This is a genomic window from Romboutsia sp., from assembly GCF_035470145.1.
In the GTDB taxonomy this organism is placed as follows: domain Bacteria; phylum Bacillota; class Clostridia; order Peptostreptococcales; family Peptostreptococcaceae; genus Romboutsia_D.
On record NZ_DATIRC010000080.1, the window covers coordinates 1 to 16827 of the forward strand.

Sequence of the window (16827 nt, forward strand, 5' to 3'; positions counted from 1 at the left end):
GAAAATGAATGACCTTTTGATACAATAACTAATTATGAGAATCTATTTCTTCATCTTTTACAACTATATTAGGACGTTTAAAACCAAGTCCTTTATATTTACCCAGTTGAACATTCATGTTATCACCTTTTCTAATATTTATATAATAAAAGATAAAAGGGCCATTATTGCCCTTCTATCTCAACTTTACTTTCATTGTTTTTCTGTGTAAATCTATACCCAAGTATAGCAAAAACTACAGCCACTCCTCCAAATACTAATAATCCCATATTAGCAGCTCTAACTTCATTTTCTACATATGAATCATATGTCCATAATACTGTAAAAGCAAAAGTACATACTGATAATAATATAAATGTAAAATTTAGTTTATTAACTTTATTATCCTGCTTTAATTTTATATGAAGGTATGTCATTGAAGAGAACATCAGTCCTCCAGCTAAAAACCATACTAATTGATGTAGTGTAAATAACCATTTAAATAAGCTAACTATTATATGCATAATATATTCCCCCTATTAAATCTTATTCCAGAAATCATTAACAGCATCTTTTAAATATTTTGATTCTAGGCGTACTTCTGGTTCTACTGGACCACCGTATCCAAACGTTTCATCTAATGTACGTAATAATGGTTTAAATGGTGTTAACGTCATTAATTTTGATAAATCATGATGCCACTCATTAATCTTGTTATATGGACAAACAGAAATACATGTACCACAATCTGCACCATTATAAGACCAGAATGACAAACATCTTTCTCCATTAACAAACCATTTTTCAACCCCTGTCATTGTTGATTTAGTAACTTTACCTGTATCAAATTCCATACCTTCTTTGATTACCTGTGCTGGTTCATGACAAATGGCCTTACCAGGACAAGCATCAGCACACTTCATACAAACATTACAGAACTCTTTTACTCCAAATGTAATTGGTTTATCTGGTTGAATTTCTAAATCTGTATAGACTTTAGCTAAACGAACACGAGGTCCATACTTTTCTGTAACTAATAATCCCATTCTGCTAGCTTCCCCTAAACCAGCTTCGATTGCAAGTGGAACTGATAGAGATGTATCATTTCCACACGGAGCTGCTTTATAACCTAAGTTTCTTAAGAATTCAGCTAGTTTATGTCCCGTTTCTGCCATACGAGAATACCCAAGTGCAACAGTTGAACCACTTGCTAATGTTGGTGCTGATTTCATCGCATCATAATCCATTTCAAATGCTAAAACAATTACTGATTTTGGTTCAAATCCTGCTTCACGTTTGAAGTCAGACTTTACTGTTTTAACCCCAAATGTCTCATATTCACCTTTTTCAAATTTAAATGGATCAAATGGCAAATATTCTACTGTTCCATCTGCCATTGTAAATGGTTTTACATTTGGAACTGCCCACTCTTCATATGTCCATCTATTTGTACTTTCATTATATGGTGCAATTCCGACTAAATCTGCTCCTAAATGCTTTGCAGCCTTTTTAACATATTGTGCAGAATCCTTTGCATCTTTGAATTTATATTGTGTTTTAGCCATTCCTAATTTTTTATCCACTTTTGAGTTATCCCAAGAAAATAAACCAGGAACTAAAACAGGCATATCTTTTATTTTTTCACCTGTCTCTGGATTAACTGGATGTGTTTGAATTAAAGAATTACGAACACCTAATTGACTATTCGAAGCAAAATGGTCATTTACACTCCAGGATGATAGTTCTAAAGCTTTATCAACTTGCCTAAAGCCTAATTTCCCTGCATTTCTACCTTCTTTAATTCCCTCATGCTGACTTACAAAGATTAACCCAACTTCAGTAAATGAATTATATCCAAATCTATCTGATATAAACTCATCAATTGGTTCCTTGTCCCAAAATGCACGAAAAAATACATGATTTTGCTGACTAAATCTATTGACATCTTTAGATACTTTATTCGGAAACTGATCATGTTCCTTTCCAAGTTCTACTGCGAACGTTTTCTCCGGTTTTGTTGCAAGAGCAGCCCCTGTCACTGCAGTTGTAACTCCAGCTACTTTTAAAAATTCACGACGATTCATTTATATTCCCCCTCTATTAGTTATTTATTATAATGATTTTGTTCTATTCTTTAGTAGCTTCTATAACTTCAACTTCCTTTACTGATTTTTTAAATTCACGTATTGTTTCTCCAAATTTTTTTCCTATCTCAGGTAATTTTTTCGGACCAAATATTAAAAATCCAACTACTAAAATAACCAGTAATTCAGTCCCCCCTAATCTTCCAAACATTATACCATCTCCTCAAATATGATCTAATCCCTATATTTTCTAATATTTATATAGTTTAAAATACTATATTGTTAAGATAGTAGATTCATTAACCTTTAAAATTTCACATGGATTCATCTCCATTTAATCTTTTTAGTTGTTAAAATAATACCAAATCACTCTTGTCTACAATTTTATCTACTTTAATCTTCTTATACAATAATTGTTTACTATTGTTATTCAAATTTACTATTGTCACACTTTTTACTATTGTAAACTTTCTTATTCCTCCATTATAATGTAGGAATATAGCAAAAAAAGTTAAAAATGTTATATTAAAAGGAGGATGTGAGGTGGAATTTACAAATTACTATATAAATATAGGCTCTTATATTAAAGAGATGCGTGAAAAAAATAATATGACAAAAAAACAGCTTGCAGATGGTATTTGTTCTCGTTCATACATTACTCTAATAGAAAACGGGGATCGTTGTCCTACTTCAGTTATATTAAGACAAATAACAACTAAATTAGGCATTACCCCAGAATATTTATTTAGAGCAATTGAGTCCCCTACATCTTTACATGTTAAGGAACTATTAGACCAAATATTTCTTTATATTGAAAGACATGATTTTAAAAATATTTATAAATTAATAAATGAAAAAGAAAAAGAACTTTGTATAACATCAATTCATGATACTCAGATTATTAAAACTTTTAAATGTCTTAGTGTAACCATGCTCAGTCAAAATTATCAACGTGGAATGAATGAAGTTAAAAATATATTAGAGCTCACTTATGCTAAAGGAAGTAATCCTACTGATATAGAATTTATACTAATGTTTGTTTATGGTTTCTTTCTCTCATTAAATAACCAAAAGAAAGAAGCATATACTCATCTAACTAATATAAAAATATATATAGATAATATTAACTTTCTTCATACTCGAGTTATCTTCCCTGCCTTTTATATGTTTTTAATTTCAGCTTGTCTTGATACATTAAATTTTAATGAGTCATTTGAATATCTTAACTATGCTATTGATTACTGCAAAAAAAACAATACCTATAATTTTTTACGAGAATTATATTTTTTAAAAAGTGAATTACACTACCGCTTAAAAGAAGAAATAGAATTTAAAGTATGGCTTGATAAAGCATTAAGTCTACATGAGTTAATTAAAAATTCTGACGATGAGTATTTTGATACATTTATGGAAAGTAGATTAAAACAACTAAAAACTAGCTAAATATTTAGCTAGTTTTAATTTAATAATTTATAATATTATTTTGTATTTTCTCTTAAAAGAAAATGAATGACCTTTTGATACAATAACTGATTATGAGAATCTATTTCTTCATCATTTAAAGTAATATTCTCTATTTGTGCTATTTTTTCTATTATAGCTTTTTCTGTTAAATATGTCTTTGCTTCTAACTCACATTGCTTAAGTACTTCTTCTTCTGTTTTTTTCGTATATGATAAATATATTTCTAAATTTACATTTCTCTTTTTAAGTTCTTTTTTAAAATCTTCAAGTATTTCGCATTCAAGACTCTCAATTTCTTCATTTTTTAACTCAACTTTTGAATTTTCTATAACATGATTCATTATTTCATTAATAATGTTAGCACTTTCAACCATTATCTTTTGATAATATATTTTCTCTTTTACATATTCTCTTAATTCCCCTATGGTATTTATTCCTTCAATTTTAAATCTTCCTACTACATCATCATTTAATTCAGGTATCATTTGATTCTTAACTGATAATATTTTTACTCCAAATTGAACAGTCTCACTTCGAAGATACTTTAATTCGTAGTCATCTGGTAATACGAGGTCGAATTTAACTTTATCTCCACTTCTCTTTCCTAATAAATTATTCTCAAATTTATCTAAGAAGAACCCTTGTCCAATTCGTGAATGATAATTGTTTCTACTTATCTGAGGAATATGTTCACCCTCATAATATCCATCATAATCTATGGCAATATAATCACCATTTTCAATATAACCTTCTTTTTCAACTTCTACTTTATATTGCTCTCTTATTTTATTAATATAATCATTAATTTCTTCATCTTTTACAATTATGTTGGGACGGCTTAAACCAAGTCCTTTATATTTACCCAGTTGAACATTCATGTTATCACCTTTTCTAATATTTATATAATAAAAGATAAAAGGGCCATTATTGCCCTTCTATCTCAACTTTGCTTTCATTATTTTTCTGTGTAAATCTATATCCAAGTATAGCAAAAACTACCGCTAACCCTCCAAATACTAATAATCCCATATTAGCAGCTCTAACTTCATTTTCTACATATGAATCATATGTCCATAATATTGTAAATGCAAATGTACATACTGATAATAATATAAATGTAAAATTCAGTTTATTAACTTTATTATCCTGTTTTAATTTCATATGAAAATATGTTAGTGAACCAAACATCAAACCACCAGTTATAAACCATGCCAATTGATGTAGTGTAAATAACCATTTAAATAAACTAACTATTATATGCATAATATTTCCCCCTATTGAATTTTATTCCAGAAATCATCTATGGCATCTTTTAAGTATTGTGACTCTAAACGTACCTCAGGCTCTATTGGACCACCATATCCAAACATCTCATCCATTGAACGCAGTAATGGTTTAAATGGCGTTAGGGTCATTAATTTTGATAAATCATGGTGCCACTCATTAATCTTATTGTATGGACAAACTGCAATACATGTACCACAATCTCCACCATTATATGCCCAAAATGACACACATCTTTCACCATTAACAAACCACTTTTCAACACCTAGCATTGTTGATTTAGTAATTTTACCCGTATCAAATTCCATACCTTCTTTAATTACCTGTGCTGGTTCATGACAAATAGCTTTAGAAGGACAGGCATCCGCACACTTCATACAAACATTACAAAATTCTTTAACTCCAAATGTAATTGGTTTATCTGGTTGAATTTCTAAATCCGTATAGACTTTAGCTAAACGTACACGAGGTCCATACTTTTCTGTAACTATCATTCCCATACGACTTCCTTCACCTAAACCAGCTTCAATTGCAAGAGGAACTGATAAAGCTGTATCATTTCCACACGGAGCTGCTTTATAACCTAAGTTTCTTAAGAACTCAGCTACTTTATGTGCTGTTTCTGCCATATTTGAATATTTGAGTCCAGCAGCTGAACTAGATACTAATGTTGGTGCTGTTTTCATTCCATCATAATCCATTTCAAATGCTAAAACGATTACTGATTTTGGTTCAAACCCTGCTTCACGTTTAAAATCAGGCTTCACTGTTTTAACTCCAAATGTTTCATATTCACCTTTTTCAAATTTAAACGGATCAAATGGCATATATTCTACTGTTCCATCAGGCATAGTAAATGGTTTTACATTTGGAACTGCCCACTCTGTATATGTCCATCTCTTTGTATTTTCATTATATGGTGTAATCCCTACTAAGTCAGCTCCTAAAAATTTCGCTGCCTTTTTAATATGTTTTGATGCTTCCTTTGAATCTTTGAATTTATATGACTCCTTACCATGTGCTAACATAGCATCTACCTTGGAATTATTCCAAGAATATAAACTTTCAACAAAAACAGGCATGTCTTTCATTTTTTCACCTGTCTGTGGATTAATTGGATGTGTTTGAATTAAGGTGTTACGAATACCCGTTTCACTATTCGTAGCAAAATTCTTATTTACACTCCACGCTGCTTTATCTAAAGCTGAATCAATTGGTCTAAAACCCGCTTTACCTGCATTTGTACCTTCTATAATGCCTTCATGAACAGCATTAAAGATCATCCCTGGTTCAGTAAATGTCTTATGTCCAAATCTGTCTGATATATACTTATCAACCGGTTCTTTATCCCAAAAAGTACGGAAAAAAACGTGGTTTTTCTGATTAAAACCTTTGAAATCTTTCGTTATTTCTAATGGAAATTGATCATGTTCTTTTCCAAGTTCCACTGCAAATGATTTCTTAGAGCTTGAAGCAAGTGCAGCCCCTGTTACTGCAGTTGTAACTCCTGTAACTTTTAAAAATTCACGTCTATTCATTAATATGCCTCCTCTAGTCTTTAATTAGTTATAATACTGAATTATTTACTTCCTTCTGTTTCAATAGCTTCTTTTACTTCATTTTCAGCTTCTTTTGCTGATTTTTTAAATTCACGTATTGTCTCTCCAAAAGATTTTCCTATCTCAGGTAACTTTTTAGGACCAAAGAATAAGAATCCAACAGCTAATATAACCATTATTTCTGTACCACCTAATCTTCCAAACATTATGTCACCTCCTCTAATATGATATAAAACCTGAATTTTGTAATATTAATATAATTTGGAATATCATTATTAATAAAATTAATAAACTTAAAACTATATCTTTCGCTACTATGCTTTTACTTTCTCGTTTTTCCATAATTTAACTACCCCATTTCTCAATTTAGTTATTAAATTAAATATTAATCCTATTGGACAAAAATAAGTGCAATAAAAACGATATTGAAATAAACTGATAAAGATAAGAATTGGTAAGCTCATCCACATAATTGGTAAAGCTGTTAAATTAAATATTGCTCCAAATGGATCATATGCTAATGATTGCGTTTCATTAGTATAAAATACAATCATTAATGCTAAGTAAGCTAATGTTGGTGGTATTAGTCTAAATAATTTTACAAGCTTAGCATCTAACTTAATTTGTTTTAATCCTCCAAATTTCAATATAGCTTCTTGTGTTGCCCCAAATGGACAAATCCACTGACAGTATAAATTTCTACCTGTAAATAAAATAAGTCCTATTGTACCTATAATTAATAAATACCATGAAATATTGTTTATTGCTGGCCAACTTCCACTTAAGAATGAGTAAATCATTCCAAATGTTGCAAACTTATTAAAATAGAAACCTATTACAATTGCTGTATATAATAAAATCCACTTACGATACTTAGTAATCGACTTAATATAAACGCTTAAAGCAGCAATTATGTAAATAAGCAATAGTGCTAATTCATTTAATCCAAATTTAAATTTACAAAAAGGATTAATAACGTTTTCATCAAAGTATTTATCAGCAACTACTACTGTTCCATCATTTACAGCTTTTGTTATAGCAGCAGATGAAATTGTTGCGCCACTAACACCGTCGACTTTATTATTTGTATCTATTCCTTCACTACTTCCTGCATAACCTTTGGCATTATCAATATAAATTGGATCAAAGATTGTTAATCCAGTAAATTTCTCATTATATTTAGCTGCTTTAACTTTATCAAAGAAAGCTGGTGTTTCCCCTTCTTTTATAACTTCTACTTGTTCTATGTTTCCTTCTGTATTAATCATAGTCATAACTTCAATAGTTGATTGATATCCAACTGCTTCTGTAAAAGTTACAAAATAGAATTTATCAGCATTATCTTTTGTATATACTTTAAAAGTCAATGGTGATTTATTTATTTTCTCGGTTTTAACAATATCAGGATTGACTTTATATATTATTGATGAATAGTCAACTGCTTCATGATTAAAAAACATTGAATAACCACCAAATATTAATAGTGAAATAGCTAAAAATGCTAAATATATTTCACGAATAGTCCATTTTTTTCTCATAATTACCTCCAATGAATGCTCTAAAATATGTTTGTTAATAATAAACAATATGTTGGTAAATCATCAAACACTTTCTTTATAATTCGTGCACGTATAGTTCCTTTTGATCCTTGTTAATCAAATAACATTAACTATAATTTATTATAATCTCACTAATCGACAATAGTCACTAATAAGTGACTATTGTCACATCCTTTGACTATTGTCACAATTCTCAATTTTGTATTATAATGTAGTTATGAATAAATACATGCAGAATTATATTAAAATATAGACTTTTTCAGCTCTATGTTATAAGGAGGATAAAATGGAAAACACAAATTATTATATAAAGGTAGGACCATATCTTAAAGAGCTGCGTAAAAAGAATAATATGACAAGATCTCAACTTGCAAATGGCATTTGTTCTGTTTCATATATTACTCGAATAGAAAACGGAAATCGTTGTCCAAGTTCAGTTATATTAAGGCAACTAACAAATAAATTAGGCATTACGCCAGAATATTTATTTAGAGCAATTGAATCGCCTGCATCATTACGTTCGCAAGAACTATTAGACCAAATATTTATTTATATTGAAAGACATGATTTTAATAATATTTATAAATTAATAAATGAAGAAAAAGAAAAACTTAATGAAACATCAATTCATGACATGCAGATCTTCAAAACTTTTAAATGTCTCAGTGAGACCGTTTTAAGTAAAAATTATCAATTAGGAATTAATGAACTTGAATATATTCTAGATCTTACTTATACCAAAGGATGTAATCCTACTGATATAGAATTTCTACTGATGCTTATGTATGGTTATTTCCTTTTATTAAATAACCAAGAAGAACAAGCATATATTCACTTACTTAATATAAAGAAATATATGGATAATATAAAGTTTCTTCATACTCGTGCTATCTTTCCAGCATTTTATATGATTTTAATTACAGCTTGTTTTGATACATCTAATTTAGAAGAATCATCTTTATATCTTGATACTGCTATTGATTACTGTAAAAAAAATAATACCTATAGTTATTTACGAGAATTATATTTTATAAAAGGTGAATTATATTATCGTTTAAAAAAAGAAAAGGATTTTAAAATATGGTATAATAAATCATTAATTCTACATGATATGATTAAAGATTCTGATAATGAATTTTTCAATGAGTTTATCCAAGATAGATTAAGTAAAATAAATGTAACTGTTTAGGACCAAAGAATAAAAATTCAACCACTTCAAAATACAAATAAAAGGGCAATGAATGCCCTTTTATTTAATCTGTAACCTCAACCTCACTATTATTTTTTTTCGCTATAAGGCGATATGCAATGATAGCAAATACTACTACCAATCCTCCAAATACTAATAATCCCATGTTAGCTGCTCTAACTTCATTTTCTATATATGAGTCATATGTCCATAATATTGTAAAATCAAATGTTAAAGCTGATAATACAATGAATGTAAAGCTTAATTTGTCACACTTATTATCCTGTTTAAATTTCATATAAAAATATGTTATTACAGAAAATGACAAACCTCCAGCTACAAACCATACTAATTGATGTAACGTAAATAACCATTTAAATAAACTAACTAATACATGCATCTTATTTCACCCTCCTTATTAAAGTTTACCCCAGAAATCATCTACAGCATCTGTTAAATATTTTGATTCTAATCGTACATCTGGTTCTATTGGTCCACCGTATCCAAACATTTCATCAAGTGAACGTAATAATGGTTTAAATGGTGTTAATGTCATTAATTTTGATAAATCATGATGCCACTCATCTATCTTATTATATGGACAAACTGATACGCATGTACCGCAAGCAGCTTCATTATATGACCAAAATGACAGACATCTTTCTCCATTAACAAACCATTTTTCAACCCCTGTCATTGTTGATTTAGTAACTTTACCTGTATCAAATTCCATCCCTTCTTTAATTACTCGTGCTGGTTCATGACAAATCGCTCTACCAGGACAAGCATCCGCACACTTCATGCAAACATTACAGAACTCTTTTACTCCAAATGTAATTGGTTTATCTGGTTGAATCTCTAAATCTGTATATATTTTTGCTAAACGAACACGAGGCCCATACTTTTGCGTAACTATCATACCCATTCGGCTGCTTTCTCCTAAGCCTGCTTCAATTGCTAATGGTACTGATATTGACGTATCATTTCCACATGGAATGGCTTTATATCCCATATGCCTTAAGAATTCAGCTATTTTACATGATGCTTCTGCCATACGAGAATATTCCTTTGCCGCGGCGGCATCTGAAATTGGAGTTGGTGTAGCTTTAAAAGCATCATAATCTTGCTCAAATGCTAAAACAATGATTGATTTTGGTTCAAATCCAGCAACACCTTTAAAATCAGCCTTTACTGTTGAAACACCAAAAGTTTTAAATTCACCTTTCCCCGCTTTAAATGGATCAAATGGCATAAACATTTTCAAACCATCAGGCATGGTATATGGCTCAGGTCTTACACTTGGAGTTGGCCACTCTGTATAGGTCCATCTCTTTGTTCTTTCATTATATGGTGCAATTCCAACTAAGTCTGCTCCTAAAAATTTTGCTGCCTTTTTAACATGTTTTGCTGCATCTTTTGCATCCTTAAACTTCTCCTGTGGTTTACCCATGGCTAACATGTTATCCACTTTTGAGTTATCCCAAGAATATAAACCTGGAACAAAAACAGGCGTATCTTTCATTTTTTCACCTGTCATAGGATTAATTGGATGTGTTTGAACCAGTGCATTCCCAACACCAAATTCACTATTTGTTGCAAAATTATTATCAACACTCCATGCTCCTAATGATAATGCATTATCCATAAATCTAAATCCTTTTTTATTTGGGTCATGAACTTTTTTTTGTATGAATCCATGATGTAACCCAGCAAAAGTAACTGCTGTTTCAACAGGTGTTTGCAATTTATATGTTTTTTTAATATATTCATCATCATAAGGGTCATTGTCCCAAAATCCACGCATAAACATGATATCTTTGGCACTAAATCCTTTACAATCTTCAGTTACCTCATATGGATAGTCATCTTGTTCTTTTCCTATCTCTAAAGCAAAAGATTTCTTTTGTTTCGTTGCAAGTGCTGTTCCTGTTACTGCAGTAGTGACTCCAGCAACCTTTAAAAATTCTCGACGATTCATGTCCCTATTCCCCCTCTAATTTTATTTACTATCTTCTATTTGAATAGTTTCTTTTGTTTCATCGTTTGCTGATTTTTTAAATTCTCTTATTGTATCTCCAAACGATTTCCCTATTTCAGGTAATTTTTTAGGACCAAAGAATAAAAATCCAACTACTAAAATAACTAATATTTCTGTACCACCTAATCTTCCAAACATGCATTCACCTCCTCTAATCATTATCATGTTGATTTTTTAAAAGTAACATAAAAAGACATAAATGACTCTTATGTAGTTATTGTGCTAATTTGTTAATATAATGCTAAAGTTTTCTTGTCTATCATTTTATTGAATATAGCCTTTTAATACAATTAGGTTTGACTACTGTCAAACCTATAAAGATGAATTTAAACTATTCTTCTACAAAGCTTTGTAGTATTATGTTTCTTGCTTTTTAGTTTAGAATATTTCTACTATTTTGTATTTACATATATATATACATATATTAAAATATACCTATAGTCTTATGTCGAAATATATCTTTAAGAATACTATTTCATCAGGGGGGAACATGGAAGGGATAAATTATTATATAAAAATAGGCCCGTATATTAAAGAGTTACGTGAAAAGAATAATATGACAAAATCTCAACTTGCAGATGGTATTTGTTCTATTTCATACATTACTCGCATAGAAAACGGAGAACGCTGCCCAACTTCAGTTATATTGAGACAAATAACAAACAAGTTAGGAATTACACCAGAATATTTGTTTAGAGCCATTGAATCTCCTACATCCTTACAAGTTAAGGACCTGTTAGACCAAATATTTACTGATATTGAGAAACACAATTTTAAAAATATTTATAAATTAATAATCAAAAAAGAAAAAGAACTTGATATTAGATCCATTCATGATATGCAAATCATTGAAACTTTTAAATGCATTAGTACTACCTTTTTAAATGAAAATTATCACTGGGGAATGGATGAAGTTAAAAATATATTGGCTCCTACTTATATAGAAGGTAGCAATCCTACTGATATAGAATTCATGCTACTGTTTTCTTATGGTTGTTTTCTTTTATTAAGTGATCAACAAGAAAAAGCGTATGCCTACTTAAAGAACATAGAAAAATATTTAGATAACATTCAATTTCTTCATACTCGCGTGCTCTTTCCAGCCTTTTATATATTTTTAATTGCAGCTTGCCTTGATACATCAAATTTTAAGGAAGCATCTCTGTACCTTAATGCTACTATCGATTATTGTAAAAAATATAATACCTATAGCTATTTAAGAGAACTATATTTTTTAAAAAGTGAATTGTTTGACCACTTGAATAATGATAAAGAATTTACAATATGGTACAATAAAGCATTAATGCTGCATGAGTTGATTAAAAATTCTGACGATGAGTATTTTGATGTATTTATAAAAAATAGATTAAAAAAACTAAAAACTAGCTAAATATTTAGCTAGTTTTTAGTTTCTTTCTTTTTTTGCTCTCATTAACTTTACATAACAACATACTAAATTCATAAAGAAATGCTAAGGGAACTAAAGCAATACCCATTGATATTGGATCTGGTGGAGTTATAAATGCACAAACAATTAACAATCCAAAATAAGCATATTTACGAATAACTTTTAGCAATTGCGAACTTACAATCCCAATATATGAAAGAATAAAAACTAAAACAGGAAATTGAAAAATGAGTCCAAAATACAACAACATTTTACTTAAAAAATCAATATATGTGTTAGCACCCATAACAATATTCAAATCAACGTTTCCTGCAAGTCCTTGGGAAAATCTAATATAATATGGAACAAGGATAAAATAAGAAAATGCTATTCCTAAAATAAAAAGAATGAAAATCATTGGAATATATTTATATACAAATCTTCTTTCATCTTTTGTTAATCCTGGTCGAATAAATAACCATAATTCTATAATAATATATGGAAAAGAAGCAATAAAAGCCACAATTGATGCAATTTTAAGATGTAACAATAGAGGATCTGTAATGTTAAATACATTCAAATCCACATCTACTAATGTAGATGTTAATGTAATAAAATCAATAATTTTAGGAACAAAATAAAAAGCAAAAACTAGTGCAACAACAAAAAAGATTAAAACTCTAATACATCGTTTGCGCAGTTCTGTTAAATGGTCCATCCATATTTGTTCATGATTTGTCATATTATTCACCTACTTCTTATAACTTATTATTTTGTTACAGCTTCTTTGATTTCTTGTATTTCCTTGTTAATTCCTTCTGTTTCTTTAGATATTTTTTTCACTGCTTCACCTGCTTTTTTACCTATTTCAGGAATTTTCTTAGGCCCTAAAATTAAATATGCAGCTATTGAAATTATAATAATTTCAGATATCCCAATATTAAATACCATATTTTTCGCCTCCTATTACTCATGCTTTACTCCTATATGTAAGGCTGCACAACCTCCTACATAAGATTTTACTTTTACATTTTTAAAACCAACTTTTAAAAATAAATCTTTTAATTGTTCCTTACTTAAGAATTGTTCAGTAGAATCATTTAGCCACTGGTACTCTTTTCTATGTTTTGAAAATAACTGTCCAATTCTCGGCATTATATGTTTAAAGTAAAGCCAGTATAATTGTTTATAAATCGGCAGTGTAGGCTGTGATGTCTCTAGACATGCAACTTTTCCACCAGGCTTTACAACGCGCATCATTTCACTAATAGCCCTCTCATAATCAGGTGTATTTCTCAGTCCAAAACCTACAGTTACATTATCAAAAGTATTATCTCCAAAAGGCAGCGCCATGGCATTCCCATGGACAAACTCAACACTCTCTAATTTAAGTTCTTCTTTTTTCTTTCTTGCGACCGATAACATATTCTCTGAAAAATCTAACCCCATAACTTTTATTTTTTTATCAGTTTCTAAAGATATCATAATGCTAAAATCACCAGTACCACAACATACATCTAATATCTTCGAGTTTTCTAAAATATTCAGCTGTTTTATAGTGTCTCTCTTCCACCTTTTGTGCATATTAAAGCTAATAATATCGTTTAATTTATCATAATCTTTCGAAATGTTCTGGAACGTTTCATATACTTTTTTTTCTTTATTCATTTGTTCTTAGACACCTGCCTTAAACACAATTGATATTAATAATCCAGTAATTACAGATAAGTGATATTTTAATCCAACCTTACCTATAAGTCCCATTGTTCTTCCTTTTGTATGAATGTTCTTATCATATGACAAGAACTTTGAAATTGAATTATGAGGAAATAGTAAAATAGCAGATAATAATACAGCAATAGGATAAATATTTATTAACATTAAAACAATTGTTAATACAAGTAACATTATTACATTAAATATCCATAATTTCTCAGATCTTTTAACTCCTATAAGTATTGGTAGCGTCTTTCTACCAGCTTCTCTATCCTCTTCTAAATCACTTAAGTTATTAGATAGTAATATAGTTCCAATAAATACAGAGGTCGGAATAGCTACTAACACTGTACTTAAATTAAATACACCAGAATGAATATATATCACCGTTGTTGTTATACCGATCCCCATAGTTGCTCCAGATACAATTTCACCTAATGGTGTATATGAAATAGGTAAAGGTCCAAAAGCATATAAAATTGAAATCATACCTCCAATAAAAGCAATTAGTAAAATAACATAGCTTGTTTGGCTAGCTATAAAAACTCCGATTATACATGCAATAAATTGATATATAAATATAATAAACAAAACTTGTTTCGGAGTACTCTCACCACTTACTAGAGCCTTTTCATCTCTTCTTTCTTTGCTATCTGCTCCACGTTTATAATCAAAATAATCATTAATCATATTAGTCGCACTTTGAATCAGTATCATAGCAACTAGTAATAATATAAGATAGACAAAATTAATTTGTCCAAAAGCATACCATGAATAAATTGATCCTAATAATACAGGGATACCCCCTGCAACAAGAGTTTTTATATCCATAAGTTTTATTATTGACTTAACAGTCATTCTCTCACCTCTGCTCACTTAAGGTGCTATACTTTATTCAAATCAGTAATAGCATTTGTCACTGTCATATATGAAATTAACACATTGTTTTCATCAAACATTTCAATACTCCAAACATGGGATGTTGCTCCCTTATGCATAAGCTTTCCTTTTGCAATAATATAGCCTTCTATTTTTTTTGCTTTCAAATGATTTGTAGTTATTGTTTGGCCAACTGCTACTTGATCTTCTTTTATCTTTTGATTTGAAGCATAGCCTGCAACAGTTTCTCCAAATGAAATTGTTGCACCTCCATGCAAGTAGCCAAATGTTTGATCATGAAAATCTGTTAAATTCATTTTAGCTTGAAGTTCATTATCATATACACGAATATATTCAATATTTAACCCTTCAATTAAATTCATTTTATTCACCACCTATTTTGATGTAATCAATGGTAAAGTTATTTAATATGTTTTCATCAATTACTACACCTAGTCCACAGCCCTTTGGTACTTTTATAATTCCACTTTCAGCTACTATTTCTGGTTTAATTAAGTCTTTTTTAAAGTAACGCCTTGATGATGATAAATCGCCTGGAATATATGTGTCTTTTAAACTTGCTAAATGAACATGTAGTATTTTAGAAATACCACTTTCTAGCATACTTCCTATCCAGTATTTAATATTATTTTTTCTGCATAATTCAATCATTTGCTTTGCATAATATATTCCACCAATACGTCCTACTTTTATATTTACTACTTTTAAAGCTTTTAACTTAATTGCTGTTTTTAAATCATCAATTGTTTGGATACTTTCATCCAAGCAAATTGGCGTTTTCATCTCTTTTTGAAGTTTTTGATATTCTGCAAAGTCTATTGAATCTAGCGGTTCTTCTATACACAGTAAATCAAGTGAATCCATCTTCTTTAATATTTCAATTTGTTCAACCTTATAACTTTTGTTTGCATCTGCTAACAATTGAATAGTAGGGTATTTTTCTCTAATAGCCTTTAACTTCATAAATCCGTCTTTTGGTTTAATCTTTATTTTAAAACGAATATATCCTTCCTTTTGATAATTATCAATTTGTTTAATAAGGCTTGAAATATCCATATCTCCTAATGTAATTCCTGCATATATCTCATCATTAATTTCTTCATTAAATGCAACATCCATAATAGATTTTCCATTCCTCTTAGAATACAAATCTACCAAAGCATTTTCCAAACCTGCAAGAGCCATTGGATATGATAAATTAATATATTTGTGTATATCAAATGGATGTTTAATATCTTTATTAATTAACTTCGGTATATATTCATTTATTAATACAGTCTTAGAATCCATCAGTGTTTCATTTGTATAAAATGGTTCATTAAATGAAACTACTTCACCATAACCACTATTTCCATATTCATTAGTTGCTTTTACTATAATTGTCTCTCTATGCTTTACTGTAGCTTGTGATGTTTTGAATGTAAAATTAAGTGGTATTTTAACATGGAAAAGTTCTATTCTTTCAACTTTCATTTAATCAACCTCTTTTAAATTCTTTTTTAATATTTTACCTGATGCATTTTTAGGAAGTTCATCCAAATAAATAATTTCTTTTGGAATTTTGTATTTTGCTATTTTATTTGAAAGATATAATAGTATTGCATCTTTATCTAATGAAGAAACCACATACAATACAGGAACCTGTCCCCATATTTCATCTTTCTTGCC

General features: G+C 29.4%; 21 protein-coding genes. 3 read left to right on the top strand and 18 right to left on the bottom strand.

What is annotated here, in order from left to right:
- Window positions 1–164: 164 nt before the first annotated feature.
- The 3 genes from VLM92_RS02770 to tatA (VLM92_RS02780) are packed head-to-tail and all read right to left on the bottom strand — an operon-like array spanning window position 165 to window position 2274.
- A complete protein-coding gene (locus VLM92_RS02770) occupies window positions 165–503 on the bottom strand; it encodes a hypothetical protein (protein WP_325274827.1) in 339 nt (112 codons plus the stop codon).
- Window positions 504–518: 15 nt separating this feature from the next.
- Complete coding sequence (locus tag VLM92_RS02775; RefSeq protein ID WP_325274828.1) at window positions 519–2063, bottom strand: reductive dehalogenase; 1545 nt, start codon at window positions 2061–2063, stop codon at window positions 519–521.
- Window positions 2064–2106: 43 nt separating this feature from the next.
- Window positions 2107–2274: a twin-arginine translocase TatA/TatE family subunit gene (gene tatA / locus VLM92_RS02780; RefSeq protein ID WP_325274829.1), complete on the bottom strand. Its 168-nt coding sequence runs from the start codon at window positions 2272–2274 to the stop codon at window positions 2107–2109.
- Window positions 2275–2606: 332 nt separating this feature from the next.
- On the opposite strand from tatA (VLM92_RS02780), the gene VLM92_RS02785 reads away from it, so the two are divergent.
- Entirely contained in the window at window positions 2607–3506 is a 900-nt protein-coding gene (locus VLM92_RS02785; RefSeq protein ID WP_325274830.1) for a helix-turn-helix transcriptional regulator, read from the top strand.
- Between the two features lie 35 nt (window positions 3507–3541).
- Here VLM92_RS02785 and VLM92_RS02790 read toward each other — a convergent pair whose 3' ends face one another.
- The 5 genes from VLM92_RS02790 to VLM92_RS02810 form a co-directional block, all read right to left on the bottom strand.
- A complete protein-coding gene (locus tag VLM92_RS02790; protein ID WP_325274831.1) occupies window positions 3542–4405 on the bottom strand; it encodes a hypothetical protein in 864 nt (287 codons plus the stop codon).
- A 46-nt stretch (window positions 4406–4451) separates the two neighbouring features.
- Window positions 4452–4790 (bottom strand): hypothetical protein, encoded by a 339-nt coding sequence (locus VLM92_RS02795; RefSeq protein WP_325274832.1) that lies wholly within the window; start codon window positions 4788–4790, stop codon window positions 4452–4454.
- 11 nt (window positions 4791–4801) lie between these two features.
- Complete coding sequence (locus VLM92_RS02800) at window positions 4802–6349, bottom strand: reductive dehalogenase (protein WP_325274833.1); 1548 nt, start codon at window positions 6347–6349, stop codon at window positions 4802–4804.
- A gap of 41 nt (window positions 6350–6390) precedes the next feature.
- Window positions 6391–6576 (bottom strand): twin-arginine translocase TatA/TatE family subunit, encoded by a 186-nt coding sequence (tatA, locus tag VLM92_RS02805; protein WP_325274834.1) that lies wholly within the window; start codon window positions 6574–6576, stop codon window positions 6391–6393.
- A gap of 108 nt (window positions 6577–6684) precedes the next feature.
- Window positions 6685–7908: an FMN-binding protein gene (locus VLM92_RS02810; protein WP_325274835.1), complete on the bottom strand. Its 1224-nt coding sequence runs from the start codon at window positions 7906–7908 to the stop codon at window positions 6685–6687.
- Window positions 7909–8215: 307 nt separating this feature from the next.
- Between VLM92_RS02810 and VLM92_RS02815 the strand changes: the two genes are divergently transcribed.
- A complete protein-coding gene (locus tag VLM92_RS02815) occupies window positions 8216–9118 on the top strand; it encodes a helix-turn-helix transcriptional regulator (RefSeq protein WP_325274836.1) in 903 nt (300 codons plus the stop codon).
- Window positions 9119–9182: 64 nt separating this feature from the next.
- On the opposite strand, the gene VLM92_RS02820 is transcribed toward VLM92_RS02815, so the two are convergent.
- Genes VLM92_RS02820 through VLM92_RS02830 form a run of 3 tightly spaced genes read right to left on the bottom strand, consistent with a single transcriptional unit; the run spans window position 9183 to window position 11294 of the window.
- Window positions 9183–9518, bottom strand: coding sequence for a hypothetical protein (locus tag VLM92_RS02820; protein ID WP_325274837.1), 336 nt, complete (start codon window positions 9516–9518; stop codon window positions 9183–9185).
- 18 nt (window positions 9519–9536) lie between these two features.
- A complete protein-coding gene (locus tag VLM92_RS02825; protein WP_325274838.1) occupies window positions 9537–11096 on the bottom strand; it encodes a reductive dehalogenase in 1560 nt (519 codons plus the stop codon).
- A 21-nt stretch (window positions 11097–11117) separates the two neighbouring features.
- On the bottom strand, window positions 11118–11294 hold the full coding sequence (locus tag VLM92_RS02830; protein ID WP_325274839.1) for a twin-arginine translocase TatA/TatE family subunit: 177 nt from the start codon (window positions 11292–11294) through the stop codon (window positions 11118–11120).
- A gap of 352 nt (window positions 11295–11646) precedes the next feature.
- Here VLM92_RS02830 and VLM92_RS02835 point away from each other — a divergent pair, with 352 nt between their 5' ends.
- The gene (locus tag VLM92_RS02835; RefSeq protein ID WP_325274840.1) at window positions 11647–12546 is read left to right on the top strand and encodes a helix-turn-helix transcriptional regulator; all 900 of its coding nucleotides are present in this window, start codon (window positions 11647–11649) and stop codon (window positions 12544–12546) included.
- Window positions 12547–12550: 4 nt separating this feature from the next.
- Here VLM92_RS02835 and tatC read toward each other — a convergent pair whose 3' ends face one another.
- From tatC to VLM92_RS02870, 7 genes are all read right to left on the bottom strand, one after another.
- Window positions 12551–13285 (bottom strand): twin-arginine translocase subunit TatC, encoded by a 735-nt coding sequence (tatC, locus tag VLM92_RS02840; protein WP_325274841.1) that lies wholly within the window; start codon window positions 13283–13285, stop codon window positions 12551–12553.
- Between the two features lie 26 nt (window positions 13286–13311).
- On the bottom strand, window positions 13312–13494 hold the full coding sequence (locus tag VLM92_RS02845) for a twin-arginine translocase TatA/TatE family subunit (protein WP_325274842.1): 183 nt from the start codon (window positions 13492–13494) through the stop codon (window positions 13312–13314).
- Between the two features lie 15 nt (window positions 13495–13509).
- Entirely contained in the window at window positions 13510–14211 is a 702-nt protein-coding gene (locus VLM92_RS02850; protein ID WP_325274843.1) for a demethylmenaquinone methyltransferase, read from the bottom strand.
- A 6-nt stretch (window positions 14212–14217) separates the two neighbouring features.
- Window positions 14218–15117 (bottom strand): prenyltransferase, encoded by a 900-nt coding sequence (locus VLM92_RS02855; RefSeq protein ID WP_325274844.1) that lies wholly within the window; start codon window positions 15115–15117, stop codon window positions 14218–14220.
- A 26-nt stretch (window positions 15118–15143) separates the two neighbouring features.
- The gene (locus VLM92_RS02860; RefSeq protein ID WP_325274845.1) at window positions 15144–15521 is read right to left on the bottom strand and encodes a PaaI family thioesterase; all 378 of its coding nucleotides are present in this window, start codon (window positions 15519–15521) and stop codon (window positions 15144–15146) included.
- Window position 15522: 1 nt separating this feature from the next.
- A complete protein-coding gene (gene menC, locus VLM92_RS02865) occupies window positions 15523–16632 on the bottom strand; it encodes an o-succinylbenzoate synthase (protein WP_325274846.1) in 1110 nt (369 codons plus the stop codon).
- Window positions 16633–16827: AMP-binding enzyme (locus tag VLM92_RS02870; RefSeq protein WP_414708143.1), on the bottom strand; the 195-nt coding region annotated here is incomplete at its 5' end. It abuts the gene before it with no gap.

Bases quoted from the DNA above. Each gene is read 5' to 3' on its own strand.
- tatC (WP_325274841.1), bottom strand. From the start codon at position 13,285: ATGACAAATCATGAACAAATATGGATGGACCATTTAACAGAACTGCGC.
- VLM92_RS02855 (WP_325274844.1), bottom strand. From the start codon at position 15,117: ATGACTGTTAAGTCAATAATAAAACTTATGGATATAAAAACTCTTGTT.
- VLM92_RS02800 (WP_325274833.1), bottom strand. From the start codon at position 6,349: ATGAATAGACGTGAATTTTTAAAAGTTACAGGAGTTACAACTGCAGTA.
- VLM92_RS02770 (WP_325274827.1), bottom strand. From the start codon at position 503: ATGCATATAATAGTTAGCTTATTTAAATGGTTATTTACACTACATCAA.
- tatA (WP_325274834.1), bottom strand. From the start codon at position 6,576: ATGTTTGGAAGATTAGGTGGTACAGAAATAATGGTTATATTAGCTGTT.
- VLM92_RS02810 (WP_325274835.1), bottom strand. From the start codon at position 7,908: ATGAGAAAAAAATGGACTATTCGTGAAATATATTTAGCATTTTTAGCT.
- VLM92_RS02790 (WP_325274831.1), bottom strand. From the start codon at position 4,405: ATGAATGTTCAACTGGGTAAATATAAAGGACTTGGTTTAAGCCGTCCC.
- VLM92_RS02860 (WP_325274845.1), bottom strand. From the start codon at position 15,521: ATGAATTTAATTGAAGGGTTAAATATTGAATATATTCGTGTATATGAT.
- VLM92_RS02830 (WP_325274839.1), bottom strand. From the start codon at position 11,294: ATGTTTGGAAGATTAGGTGGTACAGAAATATTAGTTATTTTAGTAGTT.
- VLM92_RS02850 (WP_325274843.1), bottom strand. From the start codon at position 14,211: ATGAATAAAGAAAAAAAAGTATATGAAACGTTCCAGAACATTTCGAAA.
- VLM92_RS02815 (WP_325274836.1), top strand. From the start codon at position 8,216: ATGGAAAACACAAATTATTATATAAAGGTAGGACCATATCTTAAAGAG.
- VLM92_RS02835 (WP_325274840.1), top strand. From the start codon at position 11,647: ATGGAAGGGATAAATTATTATATAAAAATAGGCCCGTATATTAAAGAG.
- VLM92_RS02825 (WP_325274838.1), bottom strand. From the start codon at position 11,096: ATGAATCGTCGAGAATTTTTAAAGGTTGCTGGAGTCACTACTGCAGTA.
- tatA (WP_325274829.1), bottom strand. From the start codon at position 2,274: ATGTTTGGAAGATTAGGGGGGACTGAATTACTGGTTATTTTAGTAGTT.
- VLM92_RS02845 (WP_325274842.1), bottom strand. From the start codon at position 13,494: ATGGTATTTAATATTGGGATATCTGAAATTATTATAATTTCAATAGCT.
- VLM92_RS02820 (WP_325274837.1), bottom strand. From the start codon at position 9,518: ATGCATGTATTAGTTAGTTTATTTAAATGGTTATTTACGTTACATCAA.
- menC (WP_325274846.1), bottom strand. From the start codon at position 16,632: ATGAAAGTTGAAAGAATAGAACTTTTCCATGTTAAAATACCACTTAAT.
- VLM92_RS02775 (WP_325274828.1), bottom strand. From the start codon at position 2,063: ATGAATCGTCGTGAATTTTTAAAAGTAGCTGGAGTTACAACTGCAGTG.
- VLM92_RS02795 (WP_325274832.1), bottom strand. From the start codon at position 4,790: ATGCATATAATAGTTAGTTTATTTAAATGGTTATTTACACTACATCAA.